Origin of the sequence: Methylomarinum sp. Ch1-1 (assembly GCF_030717995.2) — a bacterium.
In the GTDB taxonomy this organism is placed as follows: domain Bacteria; phylum Pseudomonadota; class Gammaproteobacteria; order Methylococcales; family Methylomonadaceae; genus Methylomarinum; species Methylomarinum roseum.
Genome location: NZ_CP157743.1, coordinates 1,167,580 through 1,183,653, shown reverse-complemented (window position 1 = coordinate 1,183,653; position 16,074 = coordinate 1,167,580). Strand labels below are relative to the sequence as shown.

Here is a 16,074-nt window from a genome sequence, read left to right as displayed (position 1 = left end):
GCAATGAAGCTAACGATTTTTTTCACGCTATTATTTCTCTCTACTGTCACATCGGGCGATGAAGGGCTGAAAATACTCAGCATCCATCCATCCGGCGAAGACGTTCCGGCCGGTCGCCAGATCGTCATTCAGTTCGATAGAGCCGTCGTCCCTATCGGCCGGATGGAGCGAACTCCAGAAGAAGTCGCGATCACCCTCTCTCCCCATCTGGATTGCCAATGGCGCTGGCTGGACCGCTCCTCACTGGCCTGCCAACTGGGCGAGAAAGCGGCCATGCAACAGGCGACCCGCTACGCCTTGACCGTCTGGCCCGGCCTCAAAGCCCAGGACGGTTCCCTCATCGAACAACCTTTCGTGCACCAATTCATCACCGAACGCCCCAGGGTTAGGCATGTTCGTTTTAAAACCTGGCAAGCACCGGGTCATCCGCTGTTGCAGGCGACTTTCAATCAGCCGGTCAGCCGCGACTCGGTACAACGACATCTGTATTTTTCGGCGCCGACTGCTCAGACATCGACGAGGATTGCGCTGATCGCCAAGGCCGATCCCGATGCTCATCAAGCGCCGCGCTTGCTAACTCTCCCCGGTGAAAAGACGTCGCTCGATTTCGGCAAACAACAAAGCCGCAGAGTGGACGACGAAGCAACACTCACCGGAACGCTGGAAGCCCGACGGGTCTGGTTACTGAGCCCTGCCAGCGAATTGCCGCTGAACAGCCCGGTACAACTTAAATCGGAACCCGGCCTGGTCTCGGCATTCGGTGAAGAACGGGGAATAGCATCCAGGACGCTGGTAAGCTTCGACACCTTTCCCGAGTTCCGATTTAACGGCATCTCATGCCGTTCCAACGCTAACGAAACACTGTTGATCACGCCGGAAAATTCCGACGCTGCCAGACTATGCAATCCGCTGGAACGCATCGCCTTGAGTTTTTCCTCGCCGCTGCTGAATTCCGAAGTCAAAGACAAACTATCGATCACCCCGGACCTGGCTGGAGAACGGAAGGATTACGATCCTTGGGCCAATGTTGGTGATTATTCCCGTTTGAGTTGGACGCATAAAAAAGGCCAAAACTACCTGGTATGGCTGCCGGAAACGTTAAAGGCCGCGCAGCAGTACCGGGTTCGGGTTAAAGAGGGGATGAGGCTGAACGATGAATTCGGCCGAGAACTAGACACCGCTATAAACATGACTTTTTGGACCGACCATCGCAAACCGGATTTCACCCGAGTCTACCGGCACTCGGTGCTGGAGCAGCAAACCGATTCGGAGCTGCCGCTCTATGTCACCAACCTGGACAAAATCACGTTAAACTACCGCACGCTGACGCCGCGGGGCGGACAAGAAAACCAATCGGTACGGCTCGATGTGCCGCAGGCCGAAGACGTTTCCTTCGCCATACCGTTGACAATAAGACAGCTGCTGAACGGCGAAAGCGGAGCCGTTTACGGCGCAATCGATTCCACACCGGCCGTCGCCAAAGACCGCCAGGCCAGGGTTTTCTTTTCCCAGGTTTCGCCTTATCAGCTGCATGTCAAACTGGGACACTTCAACAGCCTGGTTTGGGTGACCGATTTCGCCACAGGCGAACCGGTCGCCGACGCCAAGGTGTCAATCTATAAGGATGCGCTCACCAAGCTGCAGGCCGACCCGACGATGCTCGCGCAAGGCGTCACCGACCGGGACGGCGTCACCCTGCTGCCGGGTAGCGATAAGTTGGACCCCAAGCTGCAAACCTTCGGTTGGCGCTGTCATCAGGACAATTGTCAGCGTTTGTTCGTCAAAGTCGAAAAACAAGGCCAGATGGCTTTGATGCCGCTGAACCATCATTTCGAGGTCAATACCTATCGGGCCTCTTCCTATTCGGTCTATGCCTCGCAGCAACAGGAATTCGGCCATATACACGCCTGGGGCACGACGGCGCAAGGCATATACCGCGCCGGCGATACGATGCAGTTCAAACTTTATCTGCGCAATCAGGACAAACAGACCTTTGTCCCGCCGCCCCGCCAGGGTTATCGACTGGAAATCATCGACCCTGCCGGGAAGACCGTGCATCAAATAGACGAACTTGAATTATCCGAATTCGGCGCCTATCATGGCGCCTATAAAATCCCGCAAAGCGCGACGATCGGCTGGTATCGTTTTCGGCTGAAGGCGGCGTTCACTTCCCGTCAATGGCAGCCCCTCAAGGTCTTGGTCAGCGATTTCACGCCGTCGCCGTTCAAGGTTAGCAACGAACTGAACGGCGACCGTTTCCATGCCGGCGACGAACTGCGCCTTCACACCCTGGCCCGACTGCATTCCGGCGGCGCCTATCAAGACGCCCAAGCCAGGGTGAGCATCGATTTAGCGTCGCGCCAGTTCAATTCGGCCCACCCCCTGGCCCGCGGCTTTCACTTCGACAGCTATCGGGGGCAAAACGACCGACAACTGTTGCAACAAACGCAAGCGCTCGATGATCGAGGCGAAACCCAGGTGAGCATGGAATTGCCGGATACCGACATCATCTATGGCAAATTAACGGTTGAAAGCAGCGTCCGGGATGAACGCGGTAAATATATCGCCGCCGTCACCTCGGCCGACTATCTGGCGGTCGACCGTCTGGTCGGCCTGAAAAGCACGCAATGGTTGTTCAACGAAGATGAGCCGGCCGTTATCGACTATCTGGTCGTCGATGCCGCCGGCAAGCCGGCGGCGGGAACGCCGGTATCGTTGACGATACAACGTGAAGAAACGGTTTCGGCCCGAGTCAAGGGCGCCGGCAACGCCTATGTCAGCCAGTTCAGCAGTCGCTGGCTCGACGCTGGACACTGCCAAGGCGTTTCGCAACAACAGTCGTCAAGCTGCGAATTCATCCCCGATCAACCCGGCAACTATAAGATCACCGCCACGATCAAGGACAGTCAAGGCAAGCCTCATACAACGGTGCTGACGGTCTGGGTGGCCGGCAAAGGCCGGGTGGTTTGGCGACAGCCGAATGACAACAGCCTGCAGCTCATCCCGGAAAAAACCGAATATCAGGTAGGCGACACCGCCCGCTACCTGGTCAAGAATCCTTATCCCGGCGCCGATGCGCTGGTCACGCTGGAGCGTTACGGCGTGATCAAACAATGGCGGCAGAAACTCACGGCAAGCACGCCGGTCATCGAGTTCGACATCGATGAAGAGCTGTTGCCCGGGTTTTATTTTTCGGTCGTGGTGATGTCGCCACGGGTCGAAAAACCGCTGGGCGACGGCAAGATCGACTTAGGCAAACCGGCCTTCAAAATCGGTTACCTGAAGGTTCCGGTCAGAGATCCGTGGAAAGAAATCGACGTGGCGATCGAAACGGATGCCGAAATCTACAAGCCGGGAGCCAAGGTCAAGGCGCATCTGCAGGCCAAGCCCAGAAATCCTGACGGCAACCAGCCGATAGAGCTCGCCGTCGTGGTGCTGGACGAAGCGGTGCTGGACTTGATCGCCGGCGGTAGCCGTTATTTCGCCCCCTATCGGGGCTTCTATCGTCTGGAAGCGCTGGATGTCAAAAACTACAGCTTGTTGACTCGATTGCTGGGGCGCCAGAAGTTCGAAAAGAAAGGCGCCAGCAGCGGCGGTGACGGCGGCGGAGCCTTGAGCATGCGTTCGCTGTTCAAATACGTCAGTTACTGGAACCCATCCATCAAAACCGACGACGCTGGCAATGCGGACATCGAATTCACCTTACCGGATAATTTGACCGGCTGGCGCATCCTGGCGCTGGCGGTCACCCCCGGCGACCGCATGGGGCTAGGGCAACAAAGCTTCAAGGTCAATCAGCCGACCGAGATCCGCCCGGTCATGCCCAACCAGGTCAGCGAAGGCGACCGCTTCATGGCCGGTTTCAGCATCATGAACCGCAGCGATCAAAAGCGCAGCATCCAGGTCGTCATCAGCGCCGAAGGCGATCTCGACAAGGCGTTCAGCCTGACCAAAACGCTGGAGTTGGATGCTTATCAACGCCAGACCGTTTATGCCGAAACCCTTGCTTCATCGATCAAACTGAGCCGCGATCTCGATCAGGACGAAATCCGTTTCAACGTCACCGCTGTCGACGAACGGGACGGCGACGCACTGCGGCATGCCATCCCGATATTGAAACGGCGCGCGCTGATCACCGCCGCCGATTATGGCAGCACTCGCGACGATCAAGTCACAGCCGCACTAGCCGTGCCGAAACAAATCCATCCGGATATCGGCGACATCAGCGTCGAATTGTCGCCTTCGGTGATCGGCAATATCGGCGGCGCATTCCGCTATCTGCGCGATTACCCTTATCATTGTTGGGAGCAGCAGCTCAGCCAAGCGGTGATGGCGGCGCATTTCCAGCGCCTACACGATTATTTGCCGGATGAGCTCAGCTGGCCGGAAAGCGCCGGACTGCCGCGAGAAATACTGGCCCGGGCGGCCGACTTTCAGGCGCCGAACGGCGGCATGACTTATTACCTCCCGCAAAACGACTATGTCAGTCCCTATCTGAGCGCCTACACGGCGCTCGCCTTCAACTGGCTGCGCGACGCCGGCCATGATATCCCGGCCCCCGTCGAACGGCAGTTGCATGCTTATCTGCAGACCTTGTTACGCAAGGATGCCTCGCCGACTTTCTACAGCAAGGGCATGGCCGCGACCGTGCGTGCGGTCGCGCTGGCTGCCTTGAGCGCTCAGGGCAAGGTCGGCCTGTCCGACCTACGCCGCTATCGCCCTCATGTCCCCTACATGAGCTTGTTCGGCAAGGCCCATTATCTGCAGGCGGCCTTGGCCGTCCAAGGCGGAGAACGGCTCGTGGCCGAGGTCCGCGACATGATCATCAGCCACGCCCAGCAGTCGGGCGGCAAGCTTTCCTTCAACGAGGAGCTGGACGACAGCTATACACGCATATTAGCGACGCCGTTGCGGGCCAATTGTGCGATCCTGTCGGCATTGATCCAAAGCAAGCAGCCCGGCGACAGTCCGTTCAAGCTGGTCAGAACGATCACTCAGGCCCGGGGCAAGCGCGATCACTGGGAAAACACCCAAGAAAACCTGTTTTGCATGCAGGCGCTGACCGATTACAGCCGGCGTTACGAAAGTGAGCAACCGGCCTTGGAAGTCAGCGTCGCTGTCGAAAACGAGCCCCTCGGCGACGTCGCCTTTGACGACCGGCGCGATCGGGCCAAGACGCTGACCCTGCCGCTGCACGAAGACATGCTCGGTCAAGCGCGAACGGTGACGATAACCCGACAAGGACGCGGGCGCCTTTATCACAGCACCCGCTTATCCTATGCGCCGCGTGAAGGCATAAGTCAGCCGATCAACGCCGGCATCGACCTGCGCCGGGAATACAGCGTCGAGCGCAATGGTCGATGGCTGCTGCTGGATAGCCGCGACCCCCATGCCGACAGCGTGACGAACATAAGCCGGGGCGAACTGGTGCGGGTCGACCTATATCTGTCGCTGCCGGCGGCCAGGCATTTCGTCGTCGTCGAAGATCCGGTGCCGGGCGGACTGGAACCGGTCAACCGCGATCTGGCCACAGCCTCCGGCGTCGACGCCGCTAAAGGCGAAAGGGCGATGGCCGGGGGCGCCTGGTGGTTCCAGTTCGACGACTGGATCGGCTATAACGTCTCGCGCTGGAGTTTCTATCACCGCGAAATCAAACATGATACGGTGCGTTTTTATTCCGATTATCTCCCGGCCGGCCGTTACCATTTGAGTTACACGGCTCAAGCCATTGCCGTCGGTGAATTTAGCAGGCAAGCGGCGCACGCCGAGGAGATGTATGATCCCGATGTCTTCGGCAAGAGTCAGACAGGCAGATTACGGGTCGAAGAAAAGTGAATAAGAAAGGTCGGTGGCATGGCTCGCTTTTATACCGCTATTTCGCGGCGGCGCTGTTAACCTTCGCGGGCCTGGCCGCCGTCACCGCTCATGCCTTGTTGCCGATTCCGGCTACATTGACGAAGATATTGGCGGAAGCGGACAAGATGCAGCTGCTGGACCGACATCGACAGCCGCTTTCCATCACCTATCAAAATCGCTGGAATGTGCATGATTTGACGCCATTGCATCGGATACCAGCCTTCTTGCGCCTAGCCTTGATCAAGGCCGAAGACCAGCGTTTTTACCGGCACGCGGGCATCGATTGGCTCGCCCGGCTGCATGCCTTATATCAAAACATGATCAATCTGCGCACCGTACGCGGCGCCAGCACACTGTCCGAACAGGTCGTCAAGATGCTACACCCTAGACCCAGAACGGTCTGGTCGCGTTGGCTGGAAGGCTGGGAGGCGCGCCAATTGGAACGCTCGGTCGGCAAACGACAAATCCTGTGGTTTTATCTAAACCAGGCGCCCTATGCCGCCAAGCGCCGGGGCGTTAAACAGGCGGCACGCTATTATTTCGACCGCGATCTGGAGACCCTAAGTAAAAAGGAGATGCTGGCGCTAGCGGTCTTGGTCAGGGCGCCGTCGCGGCTGGATATTTATAAAAAAACCGCGGCGTTGGAACAAGCGATACAACGCCTGGGCGCCCACTTATTGCCGCCCGACGAGATGGCAACGTTGGCCCGGGAACCATTCGCGTTAAAGAAACCGGCCTTAGCCGTTCAAGCCTCCCATTTTGTGCGTCATGTGCTGCGCAACTACGACGGCGATGAAAAAAAACTGGTCACGACGCTGGACGGCGTGTTGCAACAAAAACTGCAAGGCTTGCTGGACCAGCGCATGACGATTTTATCCGAGCATCATGTCGACAATGCCGCGTTATTGGTCGTCGATCATCGACGCAGCGAAATACTGGCCTGGGTTGTCGCCGGCGCGGGAAATCGGCAGCAACCGGCAGCGATGATAGACGGCGTCACGACGCTAAGGCAGCCCGGTTCTGCCTTGAAGCCTTTCCTCTATGCGATGGCCCTGGAAAAAGGCTGGACGGCGGCGGCGATCATCGACGATGCCCCGCTGGCGGAATCGGTCGGATACGGACTGCATGAGTATCAAAATTACAGCCGGGTATTCTACGGCCCGGTCAGTCTCCGCGAAGCCTTGGGTAATTCGCTGAATATCCCCGCGTTGCGCACGATACAATATGTTGGCGTACAACGCTATTTGACTCGTTTAAGGCAGCTGGGCTTCGCCGACCTGACCCGCCACCCGGAGGTCTATGGCGACGGCCTGGCCTTGGGCAACGCCGAAGTCTCTTTGTTGCAATTAGTACAGGGCTTTTCGACGCTGGCCAATCGCGGCGTCTCGCGACCGCTGCAGTTTGAAAAAAACAAGGCGGAGGCAGGCAAACGCCTGTTTTCGTCAGCGGTCGCCTCGCTGGTCGGCAATATTCTTTCCGACCCGGAGGCGCGCAGACTGGAATTCGGTTCCGCCAGCGTCTTGAACCTGCCGCAACAAACGGCGATCAAAACCGGCACCTCCAGCGATTTCAGGGACAGTTGGGCGGTCGGTTTCAATGACCGCTACACGGTCGGGGTCTGGATGGGCAACCTGAATAATCGGCCGACCGACGGCTTGACCGGCGCACGCGGGCCTGGTTTGCTGCTGCGCAGCGTTTTTTCGCGCGTGAATCAACAACGACAAACCCAGCCGCTGTATTTAAGTCCCCAACTGATCCGCAAGACCGTCTGCCGAACAACAGGACAGCCGGTGGCGACCCATAGCGCATGCCAATCATTGCGCGAAGAATACTTTCTCCCCACTAAACAAGCCGCCTCAAAGGCCGAAAAGATCCAGCCATTGCCCATCAGATTCAGACAGCCTAGTCCTGGCTTGCACTTGGCGATCGACCCGAGAATTCCGGCGGCGAAACAACGCTTCGAATTTATTTTACAGGGCATAAATCCCGACGATCGCGTGGAATGGCGTATCGATGGCCGAGCCGTTGCGAAGACCGTAGGAGGTCGTCACTTATGGACCTTGCGCCGCGGCCGGCACCGGGTGTCGGCGACGATCTGGCGTCACGGTGAAAAATTATTGCAGACCGAGCCGGTAGACTATCGGGTCAATTGATCGATCTTGCGAAAGGTCAGGTTGATTCTGGCCTTTTTCGTTTTTCTGGTTTTCGGCAATTCATGCTTCCAATGGTGCTGCAACTCGCCGGCCATCAGCAACAGATCGCCATGCCTCAGCTCGAGGTCGAGTTTCTGCCGGCTTTGATTATGGCGAAAACGCAGCAATCTTCGTTCCCCTAAACTCAGCGAGGCAATCAGCGGATTCCTCCCTAATTCCTTTTCGTCATCGGCATGGCAGCCCATCGAATCCCGACCGTTTCGGTATAAATTGGCCAGCACGCTGTTGAAGGACGCCCCGCACGCAGACTCGACATCGACCTTGATGGTCAGCAAGCTATCGGTCCATGGCAAAGGCTCGTGATCGACTCCGGAATAACGATAATGCCTGCCGGGGTCGCCATACCAACACATCAGGCGAGGCACGTCGATCCAGCGGCCATAAATGAACAGGCGCTCCTGCCGCCAGTCCAGCTGCGCTAATAACTGTTGAAATAAACGATCGGCCTGCTGCGCCCTATAAAAAGCCCTGATCAAATAAAGCTCTCCGTCTCGCGGAGCGAGGTTTTCCGCCGTCAATGTCGTCATCAAAAATGAATCGACGTCTCAAGATAAAAGCTTTGTCCCGGAATCGGCAGATTGTCCGGATAGGCCGAGATCGCCGGCTCCCTGCCATCGCTGTCGAACACGTTGCGCACCGACGCCGTCACATCGACCACGCCAAAAAGCTTTTTCCCATTCAGCGTGATATCGACTGTTTCATAATCCTCCAACATCCGGCTATCGCCCACCGGACTGATTCGGTGTCCGACCCAATTCAGCTGGGTTTGCAATCGCCACTGCGGCATGAAACTCCAGACCAACGCCGAATAAAGCTTATGCTCGGGCACGCCGCTGACCCGCCTTTTGAAATCCTCGTTGCGGGCATATTGCCAGGCATAGTTGCCGCGGAATTTCCAGTTTTGCTGGAATTGCCAATCCCATTCCAGCTCCATGCCATAGCCGTGCTGTCCCTCGCCGTTCACCACACCCGGCTCGGAGGCATCGATAAAAGCCGCTTCGTTGCCGATCAAGTTCTCGATCTGATAATAATAAACATTCAGCGCCGTACGCAGCGTCCGCATCGGCCGATAATCGAAGGCCAATTCGACGGTTTCGATCTCTTCCGGCTCCAGATCGGCGTTGCCGATAAACAATTGGCTGTTCTGCTGGTATTGTTCGAGAAAACTCGGCGCCCGATAAGCCTGGCCGTATAACAGTTTAGTCGTCAGTTGTTCGTTGACATCCCACACCAGCGCCGCGCGGGGATTGAGGGTGCTGCCAAAGTCCGAATACTCGTCATAACGAATGCCGGCGGTCAACTGCCATCCTTTAGCGATCTGCCATTCGTCCTGCAAGGCGAACGACCAGATATCGCGGTGCCGGTCGGGCAAAAATATCGCGTCTGTGCCGGTGACGTCGACCAACTCAGCAGCGGAAGGCGGAATAATCGCGCCATCGAGAATGCCGACGCCGTAATTCCTGCTTTCCGACGTATTCAGTTCTTCATAGCGGTAGCCGGCAATGAAGCGGATTAAATGATCGTCAAGGCCCTTATAGAGACTGCTCAGTTCCAAGCTCGGCACCTTGTTCTTGATGCCGATATCGGTGCGCATGCCTTCTGGGAAAAACACCAGGCCTCGGCTATCCATGACCTCCGCGGTGAAATTGCCATCCGCACCGATCGGCACGACGCTGCCGGCCGGGAAATTGAAGATCTCGCTGTCGATGGCGGTATTCAAATAGCTGAAATGGGCCTGTAATTCCCAGTCTTCCAATGCGTCTTCGGTCGAAAACCGGACGTCGGCTAGATAATGCTCGCCATCGACGCTGCCGACATTATCCAATGCGCCTCCGGCGCCGGCACGAAAACCAGCATCGACCTCGCTGAAAGCCCAAAAATTGATGTCGATATGCTTGCGTTGCAGATTGAGATGCGCATTCCACCGTTCGGCCTGCGTCTGCATCGCGCCCGGCGCGTTCGACGCGCGTGTGCCTAAGACTTCATCCAAGCTCGTTTGCGCATCGGCGGCGATGATGCGATCGTCATCGGCATTGTTATGGCTGTATTGCAGACTGGCGGCGACATCCCAGCCCAGCCAATTGCCGCCATGTTGGCCCCAAATGCTCTGGCTGTCCCACGAACCGCCCCTGACGCCTGCAACGGCGCCATCGATATCGCCGGCTTTCTTGGTAATGATGTTGATCACGCCGGCAAAGGCATCGGCGCCATATAACGCAGAACCCGGGCCGCGGATCACCTCGATGCGCTGTATCGCTTCGACCGGAATCTCCATCCCGGTCATGTAACTGCCTTTATACGGCACCGAATAACGGGTGCCGTTCATCATGACCAACACTTCATTATTGGTGTTGTTGGCGATGCCGCGCATGCTGTAGACATAATCATTGGTGACCGGCTGTATGCTGACATGCAGACCGGGGACGGTCTCCAACACCTCATGCAGTTCGGTCGCCCCCATTTCGTCGATCTGTTCCGCGGTGATCACGCTGGTGACGGCGGCCGAACGGTAGACAGGCTTGGCTGTCCCGGTGGCGATGGTGACCGGTATATCGGCCAGTTCCGCCGGCGACAGCGAGAGAAAATCCTCCATGTTTTCCTCACCGTGGCTGCTGGCGCTGAAACAGAGCAAACACATTAGCGAGTGGAGTCGTTTAAGCGATCTTATGTTCATATAAGATTCCAATAACCCCTTACAATTCATCCAGCGGAATCGGTTTCGCAATGCCATAGCCCTGGGCGTAATCGACCCCAAGCTCATCAAGTTGAGCCAGGATAGCCTCGTTCTCGACGAATTCGGCAATCGTCTTCTTGCCCATCACATGACCGACCGAATTGATCGATTCGACCATGGCCCGGTCGACTTCATCGTCAAGGATATCCTTGACAAACAAGCCGTCGATTTTTATAAAATCCACCGGCAGATTCTTCAGGTAAGCGAACGAAGACAGGCCGCTGCCGAAGTCGTCGAGCGAAAACAAACAACCTTTTTGTCGCAGGCTATCGATGAACTGTCTGGCATTATTTAAGTTACTGATCGCCGCGGTCTCGGTGATCTCAAAACAAATTTTCTGGGTCGGAATTTCCCAACGCTTAAACTGCTGATCGATAAATGTCAACATACTTTCATCAGACAAGGACAACCCCGATAGATTAACAGAACATAGGGATAGTTTAGTTAAAAAATCCGGTTTGCCAGCCAGCCAGGCAAATAAATTTTCGATCACCCAGCGATCGAGCGCCGCCGCCATGTTATAGCGCTCCGCCGCGGGCAGGAACGCCCCCGGTGGGATGGTCGCGCCATTTCTGTTCCGATATCGAATCAAGGTTTCAAAATGCAAACCTTCCTGGCGTCCGTCTATCGGCACAATCAACTGGCCGTATAGGCGAAAACAATTTTCCTCGATGCCGCGTTGAATTTTCTGCACCCATTGCATTTCACCCTGGCGGGAAGCCAGCTCCTCATCATCGGGTCTGAACACATGAACCCGATTGCGCCCTTTTTCCTTGGCGGCGTAACAAGCGGCATCGGCCTCTTTTAACAACTCGACGGCATTGCCGCTGGCGTAGTTGATGCGGGTCACGCCGATGCTAACGCCGACGCTGAAGCTTCTGTTCTCCCAGCCGAATTGAAAGTCGCGCACGACATTACGTAATTTCTCGCTGACGTTGATGGCCTGGCGCAACGTACAGTCATACATCAACACGCCAAATTCATCGCCCCCCAAACGAGCCAGAATATCTTTCTGACGAATATTATGTCGCAACAATTCGCCCAGTTGCCGCAACAGCTCGTCGCCAGCCATATGCCCGCAGGTATCGTTGATGACCTTGAACTGATCTAGATCCAGGTAACACAAGGCATGCTCGGTCTTGTTCAGCTGCGCCGTTTCAACGATTTTTTGCACATAACCATCAAATTCCCTTCTATTGACCAGCCCGGTCAATGCATCGTGGCTGGCTTGATATTCAATTTTTTCCGCCAGGCGCTTGGTTTCGGTCACATCTTCACAAACCAGCAGTAAATTGCTCTGATTCTGTTGCCTATTGACCAATAAACGAGCCGACTCCCTAACCCAGATCACTTCCTTGTCGCGGCAGATTTTTCTGACCTCCTGCTTATAGACTTTGTTTGGACTCAGTCGACATAACTCAAACAAGGCCTTGGTCGCATTCAGATCATCCGGATGAACAAAATCATAAATCGACTGCCCCTGCACCTGTTCGGCCGTTAAACCGAGCTGTTTAGCGCCAAAACGGTTAACCGACAATATCAGGCCATCCATATTCAGATAAAACACCATAGTCGGATTGTTGTCATAGAGCGCCAGATAGTTGTTTTTAACACTGACCAAGGTCTTGTTCTGCTGATCGACGGTGCTGATCATATTATTGAAGGCGTCCACCAGCACCCCCAACTCATCGTCGCTGTGTTTCGCCGCCCGCAACGCATAATCCTTTTCCCGACTGATCCTACGGGCGACATGGGCCAGCCTGATGATCGGTTCGGACACCCAGCCCAACAGCGGCGCGGTCAGCAGGAAGGTAATCAGCGAGGCGATAAAGAGGATAAACAATACCAGACCGATGAATTGCAATCTGCGCCACAATAATGGTTCTAAATCGGCGATGATGTACACGCCACCAATTTGTTCCTTATCCAACCGCACCGGTTCAAATATAGCCAGCGACATCCGTTCGAAATGAGTCGACAAGCCGTTGTCGGTCGTCGGACAACCTTGGTTTCGTCCTTGATAAAGTGAGGTAAAGATCCGCCCCTGTTGATCATAGAGACAGGCGGCTGTCACTTCATTCATCTCCTTTAACGCCGTCAGATTTTCCCTAGCCACCGCCTTGTCATCAAAACTCAAGGCTGCGGTGCTGCGATTGGCGACCAGACTGCCCATCGCGGTCAAATCGCTACGAACCTTGCTTTTTAACTCGGTGACTTCAACAAAAACCAACAGCAACAAGGCCAAAAACAACGAGAGGATACTGGAAAAGGTCAGTATCGATAGCAATTTCCATTTGATCGACAACTTTCTGAAATGCTTATTCATCGTAGTCTCCTACGACCAGCTCGGCCACTTCCATGAGTTTTGCACTGATCTTCAAGCCATTTTTCTTCAATGCAGCCAAATTAACCTGCAATCTAACCCGCCCCTCTTTGATGACGAAGCCGATCATGCCGCCGCTTTTGGCAAATGAAGGCTGACTGCTCACCGTTAATACGCCATGGAGAGAATTGACGGCCGAAGAGGCCGCTAGTTCTGCTGAACGAACACGTGTTTCATCGCCGATATAAAGCATATGACATTGTCGGGCCTGATCTAGGGTATCAAGCCGAATGAGATGTATCGGTTTATCCATCGCGGACCGCTGCTCTAACGGCTTCAGCAGGGGGCCAAAAGGATCCTCTCCCAAAATACAGAGATTAAAGGTTTCACTCTGTTTGTCAGGCCAGCTGATGAATTTAGTGAAATTATAGAGATATGCCGCCTTAACCTTATACTCCAGAGCCGGCTGCTTAGCGAAAACCAGCGCCGAAAAACAAAAAAAGATTATTACGGTCCGTATCAACAGCATCAGATTATGAACACTGTGGCCAGAAAAAGCCCGACAAGCAGTTCGTCCTTTCTAGTGATGAAATATAGTCTATAGCATAGCGGATACCCCATGTAATTCAATCAGCCGGTAAAAAAACAAGCCAATACCCGAATCAAATCATGATGGTCTTGAACACCGGCGCTCTCGCGGGCGCTATGCATCGCCCACATCGGGTTACCGACATCGATGCTGCGAATGCCCAGCCTCGCCGAGGCCATCGGACCGATTGTGCTGCCACAGGCAATATCGGTGCGATGCGCATAATGTTGCCAATTCACGCCGGCCTGCTTACACCAATCCACGAACATCGCTTCCGATAAACTTTCCGAAGTATAGCGCAGATTGGCGTTGACCTTGATGACCGGCCCATTATTGACCATGACCTTATGATCGGGTTCATAGGCATTGGGAAAGTTAGGTTGATAGGCATGCGCCATATCGGCGCTGATCATATAACTTTGCGCCAGCGAGCGCCGATATCCTTCCCGGTCGACATCGATAGACAACGCCATTCTTTCTAAGATATCCGGCAGAAAGGATCCATCTGCGCCTTTATGACTTTCGCTGCCGATTTCTTCATGATCGAAAAAGGCGCATACCAGTGTATTGCCGGAACGCAGCACCTGTTCATCCAATAAGGCGCTGAGCCCGGCATGGCATGAGGCTAAATTATCCAGTTGGCCATTGGCGTAAAATTCCTGTTCCGGTCCCCAGAACACTCCCTTCTGGGTATCATAGACATTGAGTTCCCAGCTTAGAATTTGCTCTTTTTTGACTGTCGCCGCTTGCTCCAACAAGCGGTAAAAATAATCCGGCGGCAACTGCTCTTCCGCAAAGGTCGTTAACAACAACGGCAACTCGTTTTGCTTGTCGAATTTCAGACCTTCGCTGTTAACGTTCCGATTCATGTGTATCGCCAGGTTCGGCAAGCGTAACAAGGCCTGATCGAAACGCAGCAAACGACTGACAATCACGCCATCATCGGCCTTGTAACTAAACCGGCCGGCCAAACTCAGATCGCGATCACTAAAGGTCGCCAAAATCGGCCCGCCATAGACTTCGACGCCCAGCCTGACGACGCCATCGACTAAGACCGCCGCATTAGGCTTCACTCTCAAGCCCGGCGAATCGGTATGCGCGCCGAAAATTTTAAAGCCGGTTTCCGGCAACGACTTCCGCCCTATCACGAAGGCGACCAGAGAGGAGTCATCACGAACCACATAATACCGTTCGCCGGCGCTTAGGCGCCATTTATCGGCCTCGTACAAACGCTTAAAACCATATTGCTGCAGACGTTGCTCCGACGTCGCCACGGCATGCCAGGGACTAGGACTGACGTCGATGAAATTCAGCAGATCCTGAACGTGTTCCCTTGCCTTCATGTTCTTTCCTTTAAATCCAGCGCGGCGGAATTAATGCAATAACGTAAGCCAGTCGGCTGAGGCCCGTCTTCAAACACATGACCGAGATGGGCGCCACAGGATTGACAGGTAACTTCCACCCGACGCATGCCATGGCTTTCGTCGACCGCTTGATCCAGGCTGTGCTCGTTTAGCACATCCCAGAAACTGGGCCAACCGGACCCTGAGTCGTATTTTGTCGCGGAATCGAACAAAGGATTACCGCAACAGACGCAATGATAAATGCCGTCCTCTTTACAGTCGGCGTATTTGCCGGTAAAAGGCGGCTCCGTGCCTTTCAGGCGGCAGATATTGAACTGCTCCGGCGTCAATTTGTCACGCCATTCCTGTTCTGTCATCTGTTCATCAACCATGGTTAACCTTCAGTTTCGTAAAAGTTTCATTGTACGCCGTCAATACCGCCACACCCAAACAGACCAGATAAATCGTCTGCAACTCGGTCTCAGCCGACACAAACTGCTGTATCGTAGTCAAGGCGATTTCCGCGGCCTGTTCAAGCGGAAACCGATAGACGCCGCAGGAGATGGCCGGAAAGGCGATGCTTTTTAAGCGATATTGTTTAGCCAGTTTCAGGCATTCTCGGTAACAGGAGGCCAACAATGCCGCTTCGTCGCGCTCACCATTCGACCAGACTGGCCCGACGGTATGAATGACATAGCTCGCCGGCAAGCAATAGCCTCGGGTGATCTTCGCTTGCCCGGTTTCACAACCCTGCAGCTGCTTGCAGGCCGCCAACAATTCCGGCCCCGCCGCGCGGTGAATGGCGCCATCGACGCCGCCGCCACCGAGCAGTGAGTTGTTGGCGGCATTGACGATGGCATCGACCTTCAGCCGGGTGATATCCGTTTGTATAATTTCGATGTCAGTCATATTGGGACCTATTGCAATAGCCTGATGAGTTTAAGGATAACTTCGATACTTAACCGCAGGGAAACAGAGGCGCTGAGTTCTTATTTAAGCCCAGTTCGTAATAAAAG

At 55.0% G+C, this 16,074-nt stretch carries 9 protein-coding genes; 2 read left to right on the top strand and 7 right to left on the bottom strand.

Going from position 1 to position 16,074, the window contains the following annotated elements; genetic code table 11:
* Positions 1 to 3 precede the first annotated feature (3 nt).
* A complete protein-coding gene (locus Q9L42_RS05805; RefSeq protein ID WP_349432263.1) occupies positions 4 to 5,835 on the top strand; it encodes an alpha-2-macroglobulin family protein in 5,832 nt (1,943 codons plus the stop codon).
* Positions 5,832 to 8,009, top strand: a complete 2,178-nt coding sequence (locus Q9L42_RS05800; protein WP_349432261.1) for a transglycosylase domain-containing protein — start codon at positions 5,832 to 5,834, stop codon at positions 8,007 to 8,009. Before Q9L42_RS05805 ends, Q9L42_RS05800 begins: the two co-directional genes overlap by 4 nt.
* Here the strand turns inward: Q9L42_RS05800 and Q9L42_RS05795 are convergent.
* From Q9L42_RS05795 to Q9L42_RS05765, 7 genes are all read right to left on the bottom strand, one after another.
* Positions 7,994 to 8,596: an alpha-ketoglutarate-dependent dioxygenase AlkB family protein gene (locus tag Q9L42_RS05795; RefSeq protein ID WP_305909370.1), complete on the bottom strand. Its 603-nt coding sequence runs from the start codon at positions 8,594 to 8,596 to the stop codon at positions 7,994 to 7,996. The two genes, Q9L42_RS05800 and Q9L42_RS05795, sit on opposite strands and share 16 nt — an antisense overlap.
* Entirely contained in the window at positions 8,596 to 10,662 is a 2,067-nt protein-coding gene (locus Q9L42_RS05790) for a TonB-dependent receptor plug domain-containing protein (RefSeq protein ID WP_305909371.1), read from the bottom strand. The genes Q9L42_RS05795 and Q9L42_RS05790 overlap by 1 nt, the downstream gene beginning before the upstream one ends.
* Before the next feature lie 100 nt (positions 10,663 to 10,762).
* Positions 10,763 to 13,129 carry an EAL domain-containing protein gene (locus Q9L42_RS05785; protein WP_349432259.1) on the bottom strand — a complete coding sequence of 789 codons (2,367 nt, stop codon included), beginning with the start codon at positions 13,127 to 13,129 and terminating at the stop codon, positions 10,763 to 10,765.
* A complete protein-coding gene (locus Q9L42_RS05780; protein ID WP_305909374.1) occupies positions 13,122 to 13,655 on the bottom strand; it encodes a YfiR family protein in 534 nt (177 codons plus the stop codon). Before Q9L42_RS05780 ends, Q9L42_RS05785 begins: the two co-directional genes overlap by 8 nt.
* A 101-nt stretch (positions 13,656 to 13,756) precedes the next feature.
* A complete protein-coding gene (locus tag Q9L42_RS05775) occupies positions 13,757 to 15,058 on the bottom strand; it encodes a M18 family aminopeptidase (RefSeq protein ID WP_305909375.1) in 1,302 nt (433 codons plus the stop codon).
* Complete coding sequence (msrB, locus tag Q9L42_RS05770; protein ID WP_305909376.1) at positions 15,055 to 15,450, bottom strand: peptide-methionine (R)-S-oxide reductase MsrB; 396 nt, start codon at positions 15,448 to 15,450, stop codon at positions 15,055 to 15,057. The genes Q9L42_RS05775 and msrB overlap by 4 nt, the downstream gene beginning before the upstream one ends.
* Positions 15,443 to 15,967: an O-acetyl-ADP-ribose deacetylase gene (locus tag Q9L42_RS05765; protein ID WP_305909377.1), complete on the bottom strand. Its 525-nt coding sequence runs from the start codon at positions 15,965 to 15,967 to the stop codon at positions 15,443 to 15,445. The genes msrB and Q9L42_RS05765 overlap by 8 nt, the downstream gene beginning before the upstream one ends.
* Positions 15,968 to 16,074 lie beyond the last annotated feature (107 nt).